The 17,431-nt window shown below is 67.5% G+C and carries 8 protein-coding genes; 5 read left to right on the forward strand and 3 right to left on the reverse strand.

The genetic code is table 11. The features are described 5' to 3' along the window. Positions 1-21 precede the first annotated feature (21 nt). The gene (locus HLH29_RS07435; protein ID WP_182965320.1) at positions 22-1,515 is read right to left on the reverse strand and encodes an LTA synthase family protein; all 1,494 of its coding nucleotides are present in this window, start codon (positions 1,513-1,515) and stop codon (positions 22-24) included. Positions 1,516-1,657: 142 nt separating this feature from the next. Between HLH29_RS07435 and HLH29_RS07440 the strand changes: the two genes are divergently transcribed. The 5 genes from HLH29_RS07440 to HLH29_RS07460 all read left to right on the forward strand — a co-directional run bounded on the left by HLH29_RS07440 (position 1,658) and on the right by HLH29_RS07460 (position 8,379). Continuing rightward, complete coding sequence (locus HLH29_RS07440; RefSeq protein ID WP_246373925.1) at positions 1,658-2,833, forward strand: glycosyltransferase family 4 protein; 1,176 nt, start codon at positions 1,658-1,660, stop codon at positions 2,831-2,833. 123 nt (positions 2,834-2,956) lie between these two features. After that, complete coding sequence (locus tag HLH29_RS07445) at positions 2,957-3,964, forward strand: NAD-dependent epimerase/dehydratase family protein (RefSeq protein ID WP_182965322.1); 1,008 nt, start codon at positions 2,957-2,959, stop codon at positions 3,962-3,964. 247 nt (positions 3,965-4,211) lie between these two features. Then, complete coding sequence (locus tag HLH29_RS07450) at positions 4,212-5,891, forward strand: capsular polysaccharide export protein, LipB/KpsS family (RefSeq protein WP_246373927.1); 1,680 nt, start codon at positions 4,212-4,214, stop codon at positions 5,889-5,891. A 41-nt stretch (positions 5,892-5,932) separates the two neighbouring features. Beyond that, complete coding sequence (locus tag HLH29_RS07455; protein ID WP_220791423.1) at positions 5,933-7,132, forward strand: glycosyltransferase family 4 protein; 1,200 nt, start codon at positions 5,933-5,935, stop codon at positions 7,130-7,132. Between the two features lie 53 nt (positions 7,133-7,185). After that, on the forward strand, positions 7,186-8,379 hold the full coding sequence (locus HLH29_RS07460) for a capsule biosynthesis protein (protein WP_182965324.1): 1,194 nt from the start codon (positions 7,186-7,188) through the stop codon (positions 8,377-8,379). Here the strand turns inward: HLH29_RS07460 and HLH29_RS07465 are convergent. After that, positions 8,352-9,638, reverse strand: a complete 1,287-nt coding sequence (locus HLH29_RS07465) for an aminotransferase class I/II-fold pyridoxal phosphate-dependent enzyme (protein ID WP_182965326.1) — start codon at positions 9,636-9,638, stop codon at positions 8,352-8,354. The genes HLH29_RS07460 and HLH29_RS07465 overlap by 28 nt on opposite strands. Beyond that, the gene (locus HLH29_RS07470; RefSeq protein ID WP_182965328.1) at positions 9,635-16,702 is read right to left on the reverse strand and encodes a type I polyketide synthase; all 7,068 of its coding nucleotides are present in this window, start codon (positions 16,700-16,702) and stop codon (positions 9,635-9,637) included. Before HLH29_RS07470 ends, HLH29_RS07465 begins: the two co-directional genes overlap by 4 nt. Between the last annotated feature and the right edge of the window lie 729 nt (positions 16,703-17,431).

The following is a 17,431-nucleotide window of genomic DNA, read 5'->3' on the forward strand; positions in this document are numbered from 1 at the left end:
GCGGATAGGCACAGGGTGCGCCTATCCGCGCAGCCTGTCCGGCAGCGGGATATGCTCCTTCATGCATCCGGCGAGTGCGCGGCCCAACTGGTCGACGCGAATGTCATGGCGTGGGCCGGCGGGGCGCGTGCGGTCCAGAATGAAATAGTCGGTCGAGGCGCCGATATGCGCGCCATCGTTGAGCAGAACCGGCAGGCTGGGCTGGTGGTCGCCATAGAGTGCGAAGATGCCGCCATCCTCGTTCAGCCACCGGGAGGCGGCGAGCTGGCCGATCATGCGATCCGTGCCCATCAGACTGTCCAGGTAACCGCCCAGCATGGGGGCGAACGGGCTGTCGGTTTCCGCCCGGGCGGCCCACGGGCCGTGGTTGGCGACCGTGATGGCGAACACGAAGACCGGCCGTGTCTCGCGGGCGATGAAATCGTTGATCCAGGCACCCAGCGCTTCGTCGGGGACCAGTTGGCCGCGCCGGGAGTCAAATGCCTCGCCGCCGATGAAGTGATCGAAGCCGAGATTGGGCATGACCTTGTGCCGGCCATAGAACCGGCGGTCATAGGGATGCACGCACACGGTCTGGTAGCCGGCCTGGCGCATGCGGGCGGCCAGCGTGTCGAGCGGCCGGCGCGCGAAGGCATAATAGGGATTGAAACGGTCCAGCCCCAGTTCGGACGGCGCCGCCCCGCTGATGGCCGCGAATTCGCTGCGGGTGGTATTGGCCCCCCACGAATCGACATCGAGGCGGCCATGGCGCCACGCCTGGGCGCGGCAGGCCTGGTATTCCGTCAGCGGCGACGACAGGCTCGGGTCCAGCCGGCCGATATCGAAGAATGATTCGGCCTGGACCAGCACGACCGGGGGCTTGTCGGCCGGCACCGTCACGATACCGAAGCTGCAGGCAGCCTGGCGCGCCGGCCGCTCCTGGCGCGAGCAGAGCGTATGGGCGGCGAAGCTGCCCAGCATGCCCAGCGTCTTCGCATCATCGACCGGGTCGCCGGTCGGCCGCAGCCGGCGGATCACGCTGGCCATGACGTTCAGCGACGGCTGCCAGAAATAGGCGGCGATCGGCACGATCAGCAACAACGCCCCGATGAGCCGCGACAGGACCGGGCCACCCGGCATCGAAGCGGGCTCGACGGAAAACAGCCATGCCGTCGCCCCCACCAGCAGGCCGCCGATACCGTAGAAGACGGCTGGATGGACATAGGGCAGGTAGAAGCGCGGGTGGGTAAAGACCAGCAGAAGCTCGCTGGCATCGGCAAACACGATCGGCTCGCGCAGGACCTCCCGCTTGGTATGGTCGGCCAGCAGCAGGCCCGCGGCCAGCACCACCCACAGCAGCGCCGACGAGGCCGGACGACCGGTCAGCAGCGCAAGCGACAGCCATAATATGAGGGCGACCGCCACATCGGGCAGATCGTTCCTGATCGGCCTGAAGGGTCTGCCGCCTGTTATCCTCAGGATGACAAGCGCCACGATCGCGAGGCCCGATACGGCGGCAATGGTCCAGCCCGGCATCCTATCCCCCTGTTTTCTGTGCGTCGTGCGCCACGGCTGGGTGTCGCGTCTTGGCAGTCGGGATCGTGCTCGGCAAAATTCCGGTTCTCGTCGGCAGGTGATCGATGGGGCATGTCCATACAGAGAAGAGGGAGTTTTTGCCATGCCCGTACCCATGCCGAAGATCTGGCTGGATGCCCGCAACACGAATCGGGCCGGCGGCACGGGGGTGGCCCGCTATACCGAGGTGATCGCGGAATGCCTGACGGATGCCGGCATGCCGCCGACATATCTGACCGATTACGCCCCGGGCACGGCCCCGGCCAACCCGCATGCCCTGGGCCGGCAGATATGGCGCAGGTTGCAGAGCATGCGCCCGCGCTACCCTGCGGCCCTGCGGGGGGAAGGGCCCATGCCCTATGCGGTCTGCCCCGACATCTTCCGGATCGCCCATGTCACATTCACCCATCAGGGCAGGCTGGCGCGGGTCGGCACATCGGCGCCGCCGGACATCATGCACTGGACCTATCCCCTGCCCATCCGGCTGGAAGGCGCGCGGAATGTGGTCACGGTCCACGACGCCGTTCCGCTGACCCACCCGGACCTGACCGGCATCGATCCCGAGCGCTATCGGCGCCTGATGCAGGCCCTGGCCGAGAGCGCCGATGCGATCGTGACGGTTTCGGAGACCGCGCGACAGGATATTGCCGCCCAGTGCGGCATTTCGCCGTCACGCATCCACAACCTCTCCCAGGCTGTCGCGTTCTCGGAGGAGGAATTGCGGCTGGCGCGCGCTGCCCGGCCGCCGGCGCCGCCCGGCTATTTCGTGCATGTCGGCCGGGTCGAGCAGCGCAAGAACATCTGTCGCCTCGTCGCCGCCCATGCACGCAGCGGAACGCGCCGGCCGCTGGTCCTGATCGGCCCCGACGGGGATGACAGGCCGGATTACGAGCCCTTGGTGGGGGATGTGCCGGTCATACGCCTGCCCTGGAGCGATCGCGCCACCCTGATCCGGACGATGCAGGATGCGCACGCCCTGCTGTTTCCCTCGCTGGCCGAAGGGTTCGGCCTGCCGATCATCGAGGCGATGGCGCTGGGCACGCCGGTTCTCACCGCGCGGGGGGGCGCGACGGGGGAAGTCGCCACGGAAGATGCCGCCATCCTGGTCGATCCGCTGGACGTGTCCGATATCGCGGAGGGAATCAGGCTATTGGATGGCTGGGGTGGGAATGATCCGGCCCGTCTGGCCCTGATCGCCAGGGGAGCGGCGCATGCGACCCGGTTTTCGCCCGACGCTTATGTCGACCGGTTGCGTCGGTTCTATTGTTCGCTGATGTGACCCGCGCCGTGGCGACCTGCCCATCCACGGGGGGTGGTGTATAGACCTCCCGGTATGTTGGTCCGGGACCGGTCCGGCCAGGGCCTGGAATGGCTTGTCCGGGGTCTTTCTGGGAGGTTCCCGATGCGTGTTCTCGTGACCGGCACCGCTGGATTTATCGGGTTTCATATTGCCAGGCGGTTGCTGGAGGAAGGATACACCGTCATCGGTCTCGATGGCATCACGGATTATTATGATGTTTCATTGAAACGCAGGCGCCACGCCCTCCTGCATCGGTTCGATAATTTTTCGTCCCATGAATTCATGCTGGAGGATGCGCAGGCCCTGCATGACGTGTTCGCGCGACGGACACCGGACATGGTCATGCATCTTGCGGGCCAGGCGGGTGTTTCCCACAGCCTGGATGCTCCCGGCACCTATGTCGATTCCAATATCGTCGGAACGTACACGCTGCTGGAAGCAATGCGTCGGAACCCGCCCAGGCATTTCATGATGGCATCCTCGTCCTCGGTCTATGGGGCGAACACGGTTCTGCCTTTTTCCGAAACGCATCGTTGCGATCATCCGCTGAGCCTGTATGCGGCGACGAAGAAAGCGGCCGAGGACCTTGCGCATTCCTATGCCTGCGTCTGGAAAATTCCGACGACGGTCCTGCGTTTCTTCACGGCCTATGGTCCGTGGGGACGGCCGGACATGGCGCTTTTCCGGTTCATTGCCGGCATATATGCCGGCAAGCCGATCGCGGTTTACAATAACGGCAATATGGAGCGCGATTTCACCTATATCGACGATGTGGTGGAGGCAATCTTCCGGCTCTCCCGGGTGGCGCCCGAAAAAGCGGCAGAGAGCGATCCGGGGAGCAGCCCCGTGGCGCCCTATCGCGTGGTCAATATCGGGAACGGTCAGCCCGTCAGCCTGACGGCATTTATCGAGGCGATCGAAAAAGCGACCGGTCGGCCATGCGTGCGCCATTATCTGCCGATGCAGAAGGGCGACGTACCGCGCACCTGGGCTGACTGCTCCACCCTCAAGGCTCTGACCGGCTTTCGCCCCTCGACGCCGCTTCAGGTCGGCATCGATGCGTCCGTCGGCTGGTACAGGCGCCATTACGCAACGGCCTCCACCCCGTGAACGAACCGGCGGTCATCGGCGTCGTGGCTGTTGATGACACTTTCCCTTCAACGAGAAACGACTGATCCTGTTCCGTCTTTTTCGTGGCGGCGCATCCTGTTGCAGGACCGGAGATTTTTTCGTGCAGGAACATGCGTGCTAAGAAGCTGTCCTACGCGTTTTCGACCGGGGAGGGGTGAATGCTGGCAGGAAAGGTCCCGGAGGCTACGATCTGGTCCATTGTCCAGTCGATCGGTTGGCCCCGTCCATGACCGGATTGCTGCGGATACCACCTTTCCATCGGTCGGTGCCCATCCTCGCCCGTGCATGTCGGCATGCGGCGCCAACCTTCCCCGTGCCGGAGTCGGAGCGGGAGGAACTGGTCGGCCGGATCGTGCGCGAGCGGGTCGGCGGATGTTTCTGGGCGCCCGATCCGGGGCAGCGCCGCCCGGTCCTGGTCGTTCTCTCCCGGAAAGGGCCCGAACGAAGCCGCCTGGCGACCATGCTGAAACAGGTACTGGCGGTGCATGCCGCGCGGGATGTCATGCTGGTCCGGCGGGGGCCGAGGCAGCCGGCAGCCGGCCTGGCACGCCGGCTGGGCATTGCGCATGTGCCTTGGGAGAGCGACCCCCATGCGCTGCTGGACGGCGCGGTGCGCGTCTATGCCGATGCCGTGGGCGATATTGCCCGGCTGGCGACCCTGCGCGGCCTGCCCGTTGTCCTGCTCGGGCCGGAAGGAGGGCGCGAGGAGCCCTTCCTGCGCACTGATGTGCTGGCGGATCTTCTGGATCGCACGGCGTATGTGTGCCCCTTCACATCCTCTCCGATATCCTGTGCCGAGGCGATCGCGCTGCTGGCCGGCTGGCGCCGCACGATCATGGCCAATCGCCAGATCGGCGCCTGTCTGGCCATGTCGCGATGGAAACGGCGGCGGATCGCCGATTTCCTGGCAACCGCGCCCGGCGCGCCACCCTTTATCGAGGATTTTCGCGCCGGGCTGCAGGGGGCTCTCGCGGTCTGGGCAACACGCCAGCCGCCGGGCCTGGATGAGGCCGCCCGCAGGACCGGAACACCCGTCTGGCGTGTGGAGGACGGCTTCGTCCGCTCCATAGGGCTGGGCAGCGCACTGATGCCGCCATCCTCGATCACCATCGATACGCGCGGGATCTATTATGATCCGGCGCGGGAAAGCGACCTGGAACATATCCTGCAGACCGCCACCTTCGACCCCGCGCTGCGCGCCCGGGCCGGAAAGCTGGTCGAATCCCTGGTCCGGCGGGGCATTTCCAAATATGGCGCGGGTCGTGCGGTGGCCTTGCGCGAATCGTGGGACACCGGGGGGCGGCGGACGATTCTGGTGCCCGGACAGGTGGCGGACGATCAGTCGGTACGGTGCGGAGGCGGCCGGATCGGTGGAAACCTGGAACTGCTGCAGACCGTCCGGCGACATAATCCTGACGCGTTTGTCGTCTACAGGCCTCACCCGGATGTCGAGGCAACCCACAGATTGGGCCACATGGATGATTCCATTGTCATGCAACTGGCTGATCGAATCGATCGGGGCGGCGCAATCCTCGATACGATCTCTCGGGTCGACGAGGTACATACCCTGACTTCCCTCGCCGGGTTCGAGGCGCTTATGCGCGGACGGCGGGTTGTTACGTATGGCGCGCCGTTCTATGCCGGCTGGGGACTGACGGTTGATCTGGGGGACGTGCCTGCACGCCGGACACGGCACCTGTCCCTGGAAGAACTCGTTGCCGGAGTGCTGATCCTGTTCCCGCGCTATCTCGATCCGGTCACGCGCCTGCCGTGCGGGCCGGAAGTTCTGATCGACCGATTGCAGACCCCCGATCTCTGGCGACCCACCCCATGGATGCGCGCATTGGCCACGCAGACGGCCCTGCGCAAGGCATGGGCACGCATCCGGGCGGCCTGGACCTCATGATCGATGGCCAGGTTCAAGGTTCGCGACGACGCGCCGATATCATGCCCCGTCCGGTCCTGCTGGATATCTCCCGCCTGCTGTCGCGCGCCGGTAGTGCGGTACCGACGGGGATCGACCGCGTGGAACTGGAATATGCGCTGTATCTCATGCGCTTTCCGTCTTCGCGGGTCATGTTCGTGGCCTGGCATCCGATCGGGCGGATCGGCGTCCTACCGCGCCGCCTGACGGATTGCTTCCTGCGGATTCTGGCGCGGGCCTGGGCAAGCGGCACGCGGCCGTCGCGCGCCGCATCGCTGATGGCCGGAATGCTGCTGCAGGCCGCGGCACTCGGGGCGGTCGGCAATACGAAACAGCGCCGGACATATCTTCTTCTTTCGCATCATCACCTGATGCGCCAGGACGTGATCGAGGCGTTCCTGAAACGTGCGGATGCCGGGATGGCGGTCATGGTCCATGACCTGATCCCGATCGAATATCCCGAATATGCCCGTCCCACCGAACCTGACCGCCATCGCCGGCGCATGGATACGGTGGGACGACTGGCGGAGGCCGTGATCGTGCCGTCTCGGCCGGTTGAGGAGTCCCTGCGGACCTATCTGGCCCCGCACGGACACTGCCCGCCGGTCAGCGTGGTGCATCACGGGTGCCTCGTCCCCTCCAATGTCCCTGCGTCCGTCGGTAGCCTGGCGCCGGATGCGCCCTATTTCGTCATCCTGGGGACGATCGAGCCGCGAAAGAATCACCTGCTGCTGCTGAATCTCTGGCGCCAGATGGCAGCCGAGGGCGGTTCCGCCCCGCTGCCGCATCTGGTGATCATCGGGCGGCGCGGATGGGAAAATGAAAATATCCTGGACATGATCGAGCGATGCCCGGCTCTGCAGGGGATCGTGCATGAATATGCCACCTTGTCCGACAAGGCTGTCGCCGGTCTGGTCCATGGCGCGCGCGCGCTGCTGTTCCCGTCGTTCGCCGAAGGGTTCGGTCTTCCGCTGCTGGAGGCCCTGGCGATGGGTATCCCGTGCCTGTGCAGCGATCTGCCGGTTTTCCGCGAGATCGCCGGAGACCTGCCCGTCTATCTCGACCCTCTGGATGGGCCTGGCTGGCGGCGTGCGATCCGGGAATTGAGCGCGGATGACAGCGCGGCGGGCAGGGTCGCCGCACCGTCATTCGCCGACTGGCCGACCCAGGTGGTGGCCGGACTGACCGCCCTGGCCGTACTCGACGGCAGGGATGGGGGATAGCGGGCATGCGCGCCATGGCGCGTTCATGTGACGGATAGGAAGGTGGGGACGGTTTGCTGAGTTTTCTGATGCTGCAGGGGAATGCCACGCCGTTCTTCTCTGAACTGGCGGTGGCGCTCCGGGCTGCCGGTCATCATGTCCGCCGCATCGCCTTCAATGGCGGGGATGTCGTCTTTTCACACGATGTCACGTGGTTTCGTGGACGGCAGGACGACCTGCCTGGCTTTCTCGAAAAGATCGTCGATGAGGACAGGCCGGATGCGATCATCCTGTTTGGTGACTGTCGCCCGATTCATCTGGTGGCGACCGACATCGCACGGGCGCGCGGGATCGCCATCTGGGTGTTCGAGGAAGGATATCTGAGGCCCGGCTGGATCACGCTGGAGCCCCATGGCGTCAACGGATTTTCGGCCCTGCCGCGCGATGCCGCGGCGATCCGCGAACGGGGCAGGCCGCCATGGCCGCCCATGCGCTACAACCCGCATTCCGATTTCCTGCGGCGCGCTGTCTATGATGTGTCCTACCATGGGCTGCGCGTGGCCATGACGCCGCTGTTTCCCCACGCGCGCTTTCATGCCGTGGTCAGTCCGTTCGTGGAATATGCGGGCTGGCTGCGGGACTGGGCGGGGCGATTGCTGCGCAAGCCGAAGGAAGCGACGCTGCCCGACGGGCCGTTCATGCTGGTGCCCATGCAACTGGATGGCGATTACCAGTTGCGGGTCCATTCGCCGTTCCACAGCATGGCCGAGGCGCTGGAGCGTATCCTGGTCTCCTTCGCCAGGCATGCGCCCGCATCGCTCTCCCTGGTCATCCGCCGGCATCCGCTCGATCCGCGCCTGACTGATTGGGATGGGCTGATCGGGCGGCACGCGCGCGCGCTGGGCATCGCGCAGCGGGTCTATTTCATGGCCGACGGCCCGCTCGATCCCGTTCTGGATGCCAGCGAGGGGATTGTGACGGTCAACAGCACGGTCGGGTTGCTGGCGCTGCGGCGCAACAGGCCGGTCAAGATCCTGGGCGAAGCCATCTACGATGTCGAAGGGCTGACGTTCCAGAAACCCCTGGATCGCTTCTGGCAGGAGGCGAGCAAGCCGGACAGCGAACTGCTCGACGCGTTCTGCCGCATGCTGATTCAGGAAGTACTGGTCGAGGGCGATTTCTTCACCCCCGAGGGGCGAGCCCTCGCGGTCGAGGGCTCGGTGCGGCGGATCCTGTCGGCCTATTCCGACAGGGCCCGCATGGCCTGACCGACCAGGGATACGGTCTGTTCGATCTGCTCGGGCGTGTGCGATGCGCTGACGAAAAAGCGCAGGCGCGCCGCCTTTTCCGGCACTGCCGGGTGAATGATGGGCTGGACGTTAAGTCCCCGTTCGAACAGGGCCTGCGACAGGCGGCCGGCCAGCAGGGAACTGCCGGTGACCAGCGGCACGATGCCGTAACCCTCGGAGGTACCGGTATCGAACCCGGCCTCGCAGAACAGGCGCAGCAACTGGGTTGAATTCTCGCGCAGGCGCGCGATGCGCCAGGGCTCCTCGCGAATGATGTCCAGCGCCGCCATCGAGGCGGCGGCATTGGTCGGCGGCAGCCCGACGGAATAGACGAAGCCGGCGGCAGTACGCTTCAGATAGGTGATGATGTCGGCACGGCCGGCGATGTAGCCGCCGCAGGAGATCAGGCTCTTGCTGAGCGTGCCCATCCACAGATCAATCGACTCGGGCGCCACGCCTGCCTCTTCGGCAATGCCATGCCCGCGCGCGCCGAGCACGCCGGTCGAATGCGCCTCGTCCACCAGCGTCATGCAGTCGAATTCGCGCGCCAGATCGACGAAGGCCGCCAGGTCGGGGATGTCGCCATCCATGCTGTAATGGCCTTCAAGGACCAGCAGCGCGCGCTTGTGGGCCCGGCGATGCATCCAGAGCTGCTCGCGCGCCGCCGCGACATCGTTATGGGTAAAGGCGATGCGCCGCGCGCCCGACAGGATCGCGCCCTGGATCAGGCTGTTATGGGCCAGCGCATCATGGATGATCAGGTCGCCCGGCCGCATCAGCTGCGCCAGCGTGGTCACGTTGGTGGCGTGGCCCGACACCATCACGACGCAATCTTCGGCGCCATGCCATTCGGCCAGGGCGCGCTCCAGCTCCCGATGGAACGGGCGTTCGCCCGAGACCATGCGGCTGGCCGAAACCGTTGTGCCGAAGCGATGGAGCGCCTCCTCCACCCGCCCGATCACGCGCGGATCGCCGTTCAGGCCCAGATAATCGTAGGACGAGAAATTGATGTATTCGCGCCCGTCGATCAGGGTCGTGGCCGCGGCCAGCCCGTCATGCTGGCGGAAGAACGGATCGGAGACGCCCAGCGCCGCCGCCCGCTTCGCCATGAACTCCATTTCCTCCACGCCCGGCAGCGACCAGCCGCGCGTGCCGGTCTCGGCCGGCGCGGCGCCCGAGAGGCTGGCGAGGAGCTTGATGCGCTCGCCCAGCCGCCGGCCGAATTTCGGTCCCGTCATCGGATGGTTTCTTCTTCGTTCGAAAGAGCAGGCTCGGGGGCCTCTGGTGCTTCGGCGGCCTCTGGTGCTTCGGCGGCCTCGGCCACGACGTGCCGCTCCTCATCCGACAGGTGACGGGCCATCACGGCCTCGTCCGGCGTGGCGGCGGGGGCATCCTGTCCCTTGTTGCCCAGCAGGGTGGACACCTGGCGCGCGACGCGCCGGACCGTCATTTCCTGCCAGGCGAAGCCGGGCAGCGACACGCCCAGCCGGCGTTCCAGCCCCAGCGCCAGTTCGACCGCCGTCAGCGAATCCATCCCCAGTTCGGCCAGCGGCTGGTCCATGGGCAGGGCCTCGCGGTCGGTCTGCATGATGCGGGTCAGTTCGCCCAGGATCAGGTCGGCGACGATTTCCTCCCGCCGGTCCTCGCTGGCCGTGGCCAGCAGGCTCATCAGGTCGCCGGTGTCGCTGTCCTCGTCCCGGCGTCGCGCCACGGCACCGAACAGCGGCTCGCTCAGGATCGGCAGGCTGCCGGTGGCCTGCCAGTCCATTTCGGCCAGGACCGGCCAGGGATCGGACGAGGCCAGCAGGTCGGGCAGGGCATCCAGCGCGGCCATCGAACGCATCGAGCGCGCACCCAGCCGCCGGTCCAGCGCCTCGCGCGCCGCCTCGTTGCGTTCCAGGAAGCCGGCATCGGCGATCGGCCCCCAGCGGACGGCGCAGCCGGGCAGGCCCGCATCGCGCCGACGCTGGATCATGGCCTCGACCGCCGCGTTGGCCGCCACATACGCACCCTGGCCCGGCGCGCCGAGCGTGATGGTGGCGGACGAGAAGACCAGGAACAGCGACAGAGGATCGTCGCGCGTCAGCGCGTCCAGCGACAGGGCGCCGGCCAGCTTGGCCTGGACCGATGCGGTGACCTGCTCCTCGGAGAGGGTCGCGACCAGCCCGTCCGCCACGGTGACGGCGGCATGCACGATCCCGCCCAGGGGCGGCATCGTGGCACGGATCTCAGCAACCAGGGCGCCCAGGCGCGCGCGGTCGGTCACGTCGCAGGCACGGACCTCCACCGCCTGCGCACCGGCCTCCAGCAGCGTCTCGCGCAGCGCCGCGACGCCCTCGGCCGCCGGCCCACGCCGGCTGACCAGCACCAGGTGGCGGGCCCCACGGGCGACAAGCCACCGCGCCGCGCGCGCACCGAAACCGCCGATGCCGCCCGTGACCAGCACGGTGCGGTCAGCCGGGACATCCAGCGTCGGCGGCACATGGACCGGCCCCATCGTCAGCACGATCTTGCCGACATGGGCCGAGGTCCGCATCAGGGCGAACGCATCGGTCGCGGCAGAGGCCGGGAAGGCGGTATAAGGCAGCGGCCCGATCGCACCGTCCTCGAGCAGGGCGTGCAGGCGGTCCGTCACGGTCGAGACCAGATCCGGGCGATGCCGCACCAGCGCATCGACGTCGATCGCGTGATAGCTGACATTCTGCCGCATCGGGCCAATGCCGACCCGCGTATTGGCCAGGAAGTCGCGCTTGCCCAGTTCCAGGAAGCGGCCGAAGGGGCGCACCAGCTCAAGGCTGCGCTCCATGGCCTCGCCGCTGAGGGCATTGAGCACCACGTCCACACCCTGCCCACCGGTGGCAGCCAGGACATCGGCCCCGAAACGCAGCGACCGGCTGTCCAGGACGGTTTCGATCCCCAGTTCGCGCAGGGCCGCCCGCTTGGCGGGCGAACCGGCGGTGGCGATGATGCGCGCCCCGACATGGCTGGCATATTGAATCGCGGCCATGCCGACACCGCCGGCGGCACCGTGGATCAGGATCGTCTCGCCGGCCCGCAGCGCGCCAACGGTCTCCAGCGCATACAGCACGGTCAGATAGGTGACGGGAATGGTCGCGCCGGCCGCGAAGGACAACCATTCCGGCAGCGCGAAGACGCTGCGCCGGTCGGTGACCACACGGCTGGCATGCGCGGCGGCGGCCAGGGCCATGACGCGGTCGCCGGGGGCCAGGTCGGTGACCTCCGCCCCGACTTCCAGCACGGTGCCCGCGCATTCCATGCCCAGCGTCGCGCCGGCAAAACCGTCCAGCAGCAATTCGTCGGGCAGCATGCCGATGGCCGACAGCACATCGCGATAATTCAGCCCGCTGGCCTGGACGTCGATCACCACGTCACGCGGGCCGGGCTCGATCCGGGGCTCCGGCATCCAGCACAGGCGGTCGAGCGGACCGGGCACGGGCTGGATCAGCCGCACATCCACCGCCGCCGCCGCCGCGCGCGCCGGCAGGCCCTCGCGCAGGCGGCGGACCAGCCGGCCTTCTTCCGTCCAGCGCACTTCGCGCTCATCGTCCGTGGCGTTGCGCTCCGCATCCAGGGCGGCCGTGATCGCAGCCTCCGACAGGGTGGCGGACAGGTCGATCCGGCGACAGCGCAGGGCAGGGAACTCGTTGGCGATCGTCCGGCCCATGGCGACGCGCGCGGCCTCGTGCGGCGTGGTGGCCGCATCACGAGTCACGACGGCCAGACATTCTCCAGCCTCGGCCGCCGCACGGGCGTCACCGGCCAGGGCCAGCATCGCACGGGCGGTGAGCGTGGCCTCATCCGCGCCCTCATCATGCGCGGGCGCATGGGACAGGCGAATCGCGGGCGGCGCGGGCACGCTCTCGGCGTCCGCTTCGGCATCCTCGGCTTCGACCGCGACCGCCGCCAGCACGGCGAGCGGGAAGGGCGCCTGGGCGGGCACGCTTTCGGCCACCGCGCGCAGGCGGTGCGGCAGGTCGCGCCAGGCGGCAATCGTCAGCAGCGGCTCGGGCGACAGGTCGCGCAACGTGGCCCAGCCCGCATCCTCGGCCGCCTCGGCCACCAGGATCAGCCCCCCCGGCGCAAGGCGGTCGGCATGGGCGAGCGTCGTCGCCGGCACCATGCCGTGCAGGCCGGGGGCATAGGCGACCAGCACGTCATACACACCCTCGGGCACGGTCTCGGCCATGACGATGCCGGGCAGGTGGGCCAGCACGGTCGGGCGCAACCGGGCCTGTCGCTCGCGATTCGGCTCCAGGATCGTATAGTCCAGCCGGCCCGGCAGGCTCGCGAGGCGCGGGGCAAGCGCGCGGGTCAGGGCCGCACGGTCGGCATGCAGTTCCAGCACGCGGATCGGCCGGTCCTGCGGCCAGTCCTGCACATAGGCGGCGATGGTGGTCGCGATCTGCTCGGCCGCCAGTTCCACGCTGCGGCCGGAGAGCAGCTGCCGGAAGGCGATATCGGGGAACGAATCGTCGCCGCGCGCCGCATCGGGGGCAGTGCCCGCGCTCTTCCGCTCCTGTAACCAGGCGAGCAGCAGGGCCGCCGGCAACCATTGCGGCAGGTCGAGGAAAAGGGTCTGCCAAAGACGGGCAAGGTCCGGCGCATCCTCGGTGGCCGGAGCCTTCGAGGCGCGGAGTCCGGCCAGGATCGTATGGGCCAGCAGGCCGGCATCCTTGTCATCCGCATCGCCAGCCGGCGTCTCCATGGCCGGGCGCAGGGCCAGGAACCGCTCGTCGGACAGCGGGGCCGACGCGACAGGCGCCGGCAGCCAGATCTCATGGAAGCTGCGTTCGGCGACCGGCACCGGGCGTTCGCCCGGCATGCGGGTGAACCAGCAGCCGGTGGCCGACAGCACGGCGCGGCCGGTGGCATCCAGCATCACGATATCGGCCTCGGTCTCGCGCGGGCCGGAGGTCGTAACGACCGCCTGGCCGCGTGCGGGCGCGCCGGCGGTCAGGTCCAGCCGGATGATGCCGAATTTGCGCGGCAGCGGGGCTTCGGTGGACTGGGCATCGGCATGGTTGACGGCCAGCCCGACCAGGGCCTGGAAGGTGCCGTCCAGCGCCGTCGGGTCCAGGGTCAGGCCGTCGATCGGCGCCTCGCCGGTCAGGGTGGCCTCCACCCGGCCCGTAGCCATGGAGATCCCGCCAACCCGGCGGAAGGCCGGCCCATAGGCCAGCCCGGCAGCGCGGGCCGTGGCGTAAAGCGCGTCGCCCGTCATGTCGGTATCGGTGGCGGCCGACGGCAGGGCGGCCGGGGCGACCGGCGACAGCCCGGCGCGGGCGGTGGCATGGCGCGTCCAGACCGCGTGGGACAGCCGGGGACGGCTGTCGATGGTCACGGCGCCGTCCGCCGACAGCCGGACCCGGATTTCGCGCAGTTGCGTCTGCTCGATGATGACGGGGCGCAGGATCTGGAAATCGCGCAGTTCCAGCATCTGCGCGTCCGGCCATGTCGCCCGCGCGGCCGTGAAGGCGAATTCGATCAGGCAGGCCGCGGCCAGGACGATCGTGTCGCCAACCTTGTGGTCGGCCAGCCAGGGCTGCACCGCGCCGTCCAGGTGCGCGGTCCACTCGCTTGCGTCCGTCTTGCCGTGGTCGCCCAGCAGGGGGTGCGTGCCCTGCTGGTTCCACAGTACCGCCAGGGCTTCCTCGGTGGGTTCGTACCAGTGCCGCTCGCGCTGCCACTGCACGCCGGGCAGGCCCCGGACCTGGGTCGGACCGGCGAAATGCGACGCGGACAGGATGTCGCAACCCGCCGCAAAGCACGCCAGTGCGGTGCGGGGGAACGGATCGGTCGTGATCTTGGCCGGGACCGCCGGCATGACGCGGGTTTGCGCGTCGCCACCCTTCAGGATGTCGCGCAGATAATGCTGCAGGACCGGACGGGGACCGATCTCGACGAAGACCGTGCCGCCTTCCGCCGCCGCCTGGCGCACCGATTCGGCAAACAGAACCGGCGCGCGGACATTACGCCACCAGTAATCGGCATCGGGCAGGGTCGTGAAGGACTGGCTGGTCACGGTCGAGATCATCAGCCGGTCCGGCTGACGGGCGGTGATCTCACCCAGATCGCGGATCAGCGCGTCGGCGATCCGGTCCATCTGGCTGCTGTGATAGGCATAACCCACCTTAAGGCGGTGGATCAGCAGCGAGGAACCACCCTTCGCCGCCTCCAGCCGATCGAGCGCTTCGGCCTCGCCGGCCACAGCCAGCGCATTCGGCGCATTGAAGGCCGCGATTTCCAGGGTCGGCGCCGCTTCGGCCAGCAGACGCCTGGCCTCTTCGACATCGCCATGCAGCGCGGCCATGCCGCCACCGGGTGCCGTTGCCTGATGGCGGCTGCGCAGGGCGACGATACGCGCGGCTTCGTCCATTTCCAGCATGCCGGCATGGACCCCGGCCGCGATTTCGCCGACGCTGTGGCCGACGACGATATCGGCCTTGAGCCCCTGCCGCTCCAGCCCGCGCAGAACGCCGATCTGGAAGGCGAACAGCATGGGCTGCGCGATGTCGGCCGGATCGGCCGACCAGTCGCCCGACCGCATCGCCTCCAGAACCGACCATCCGAGATGCGGACGCAGGGCGGCATCCGCCTCGCCCACCCCGGCAGCGAAGACAGGGCTGATCTCCAGCAGATCCTGCCCCATGCCCGAGAACTGGCTGCCATTGCCGGAAAACACGAAGACGGTGCGCGCCTGGGCGAGCGCCTGCCCGGTCACCACATCCGCATGGGCGTGCGTATCGACCCACGCGGCCAGCGCCGCGCGCATCTCCGCCGCGTCTCCCGCCGGAACGCCCAGGCGATGAGACAGGTGTGTCCGCCGGGTCGCCAGACCGCGCAGCTCGGCATCGGTCCACGTCCGGGTGGACCAGACGCGCGCAAGGCTGGCCAGGCCGGCTTCGGAGCGGGCGGACAGCAGCAGCGGCACCGCGTCACCCGACGGGGTCGCGACAGGTGGCGCAACAGCGGGCTCCGGTGCGCTGGCAAGGATCACATGGGCGTTGGCGCCGCCGAAACCGAAATTGTTGACGCCGGCGATCAGCGGTCCATCCGCGAGAGGCCGGGCCTCGGTGACGACTTCCAGGTTGAGTTCGGCGAAGGGGATGGCCGGATTCGGGTTCGTGCAATGCAGCGAGGCAGGCAGGCGCCGGTTCTGCAGGGCCAGCATGGCCTTTAGCATGCTGACCAGGCCCGACGCCGGTTCCAGATGCCCGAGATTGGTCTTGACCGAACCAATCGGCAGGGGCGTATCGCGCAACTGGCCCAGGGCAGTGCCGAGCGCGTTCGTCTCCACCGGGTCACCCGCCTGGGTGCCGGTGCCATGCGCCTCGACGAAGGCGACCTGGTCCGCCGAGACACCGGCCTTCCCGTAGACCTCGCGCAGCAGCTCGGCCTGGGCCTGGGCGCTGGGGAATGTCAGGCCCGGCGTCCGGCCATCGGCATTGATCCCGCTGGCCATGATCACGGCACGGATGTCGTCGCCATCCCGCTGCGCGGCCGACAGGGGCTTGAGCAGCAGCATGACGCCGCCCTCGCCACGGACATAGCCGTCCGCATCGGCGCTGAAGGCATGGCACCGCCCCGTCGGGGACAGCATGCTCGCGGCGCAGAAGCCGATGAAGGGGTAAGGCGTCAGCAGCATGCTGACACCGCCGACCAGAGCCACGCCCGTCCGGCCCGCACGCAGGTCCTCGCACGCCTCGTGAAGGGCGAACAGCGAGGATGAGCAGGCGGTATCGATGGTCATGCTCGGCCCGTGCAGGCCCAGAGCGTAGGAGACGCGGTTCGAGAAGATGCTCAGCGTGTTGCCGGGCATGAAATAGGCATTGCCCGATGACGGGTCGGTCAGGCGGAGGTTGGCATATTCCAGGCCCGACGCGCCGACATAGACGCCGGCCGACGCGATGCGGTCCGCCGTCGTGCCCGCGTCTTCCAGGGCTTCCCAGGCCAGTTCCAGCAGCAGTCGCTGCTGCGGGTCCATCTGCCTGGCCTCGCGGGCCGAAATGCCGAAAAAGGCGGCATCGAACAGTTCGATCTCATCCAGTGTCGACGCCCGCGTGGCATAGAACTTGCCCGTCTCGCCGCGACGAGGATGCCAGAAATCCCGGAGCGGAAAACGATTCGCCGGGATCGGGCGCACACTTTCGCGCTCCTCGTCCAGCAACTGCCACAGGCTGGTGACGTCCGGCGCCCCGGGAAGGCGGCAGGATGCGCCGATGATGGCGATGGGCTCATCCCGAGTAGTGGTATTCGGCTCGGACGTCGAACTGTTATGCATGAAGAGATATGTGTCCCAATGCGATGATCGGACTACGATGTAACGCGGTCGGGTCGGGGGGAAAAGCCATATCGGCGTTGAAAAAATAGTACAGCTGGTTTCATGAGACACAGCGTCCGGCGAGATGGGGGTCAAGGCCGGCCGGGCCGCTTGATATCCTGCGCGAAGTATATGAGGGAATTTGGAATTTCCCCCATCTGGGCCATAGCGTGCGGCGGGCGACTGGGTCCCACCGTGCCGCGTCAGTGCAGGACTATTTGGCAATCATTCAAACGATGGCTGTGATTTTCTTTCATGCCTCCGGGCGCGTTTATCGAAGGTACATATAACCTCTTGGGCTGCGGATCTGTTATCCGTCACCCGATTACTGACGAATAACCGGCATCGTCTGTGGTTTTTTTATGTCTTTCGACGCCTCGGGCATAAGAATGTCACCGTCATGCATGCTTGCCGAAAAGCAATGGCTGCCCCGCTCGCGCGGCATGGCAATGAACAGGCTGACAGGGTGCAACGCATCTGCGGCGTCTTGTGGTGTCCGCGGCGGGATTCGAACCCACGGCCCCAGGATTCATCCCACTTCGGCTTTCGCCGCCGCCATCCGGAAATGGCGTTCGTGGTCTGGACTGTCCCTTCACCCTGGGCCCGAAGGCCGACAGGTGCCGCCCGTCCAGTCTCTACACCTTCCCAGCAGGGCCGGGCTTGGCTCGGGATCGGCACGACACATCGTGT

The sequence above is a fragment of the Gluconacetobacter tumulicola genome (assembly GCF_014174215.1).
GTDB classification, from domain to species: Bacteria; Pseudomonadota; Alphaproteobacteria; order Acetobacterales; family Acetobacteraceae; genus Gluconacetobacter; species Gluconacetobacter tumulicola.

What these genes read in the sequence shown, in the direction of transcription:
- HLH29_RS07445 (WP_182965322.1), top strand. Translation starts at nt 2,957, where the DNA reads ATGCGTGTTCTCGTGACCGGCACCGCTGGATTTATCGGGTTTCATATT.
- HLH29_RS07450 (WP_246373927.1), top strand. Translation starts at nt 4,212, where the DNA reads ATGACCGGATTGCTGCGGATACCACCTTTCCATCGGTCGGTGCCCATC.
- HLH29_RS07465 (WP_182965326.1), bottom strand. Translation starts at nt 9,638, where the DNA reads ATGACGGGACCGAAATTCGGCCGGCGGCTGGGCGAGCGCATCAAGCTC.
- HLH29_RS07435 (WP_182965320.1), bottom strand. Translation starts at nt 1,515, where the DNA reads ATGCCGGGCTGGACCATTGCCGCCGTATCGGGCCTCGCGATCGTGGCG.
- HLH29_RS07440 (WP_246373925.1), top strand. Translation starts at nt 1,658, where the DNA reads ATGCCCGTACCCATGCCGAAGATCTGGCTGGATGCCCGCAACACGAAT.
- HLH29_RS07470 (WP_182965328.1), bottom strand. Translation starts at nt 16,702, where the DNA reads ATGCATAACAGTTCGACGTCCGAGCCGAATACCACTACTCGGGATGAG.
- HLH29_RS07455 (WP_220791423.1), top strand. Translation starts at nt 5,933, where the DNA reads ATGCCCCGTCCGGTCCTGCTGGATATCTCCCGCCTGCTGTCGCGCGCC.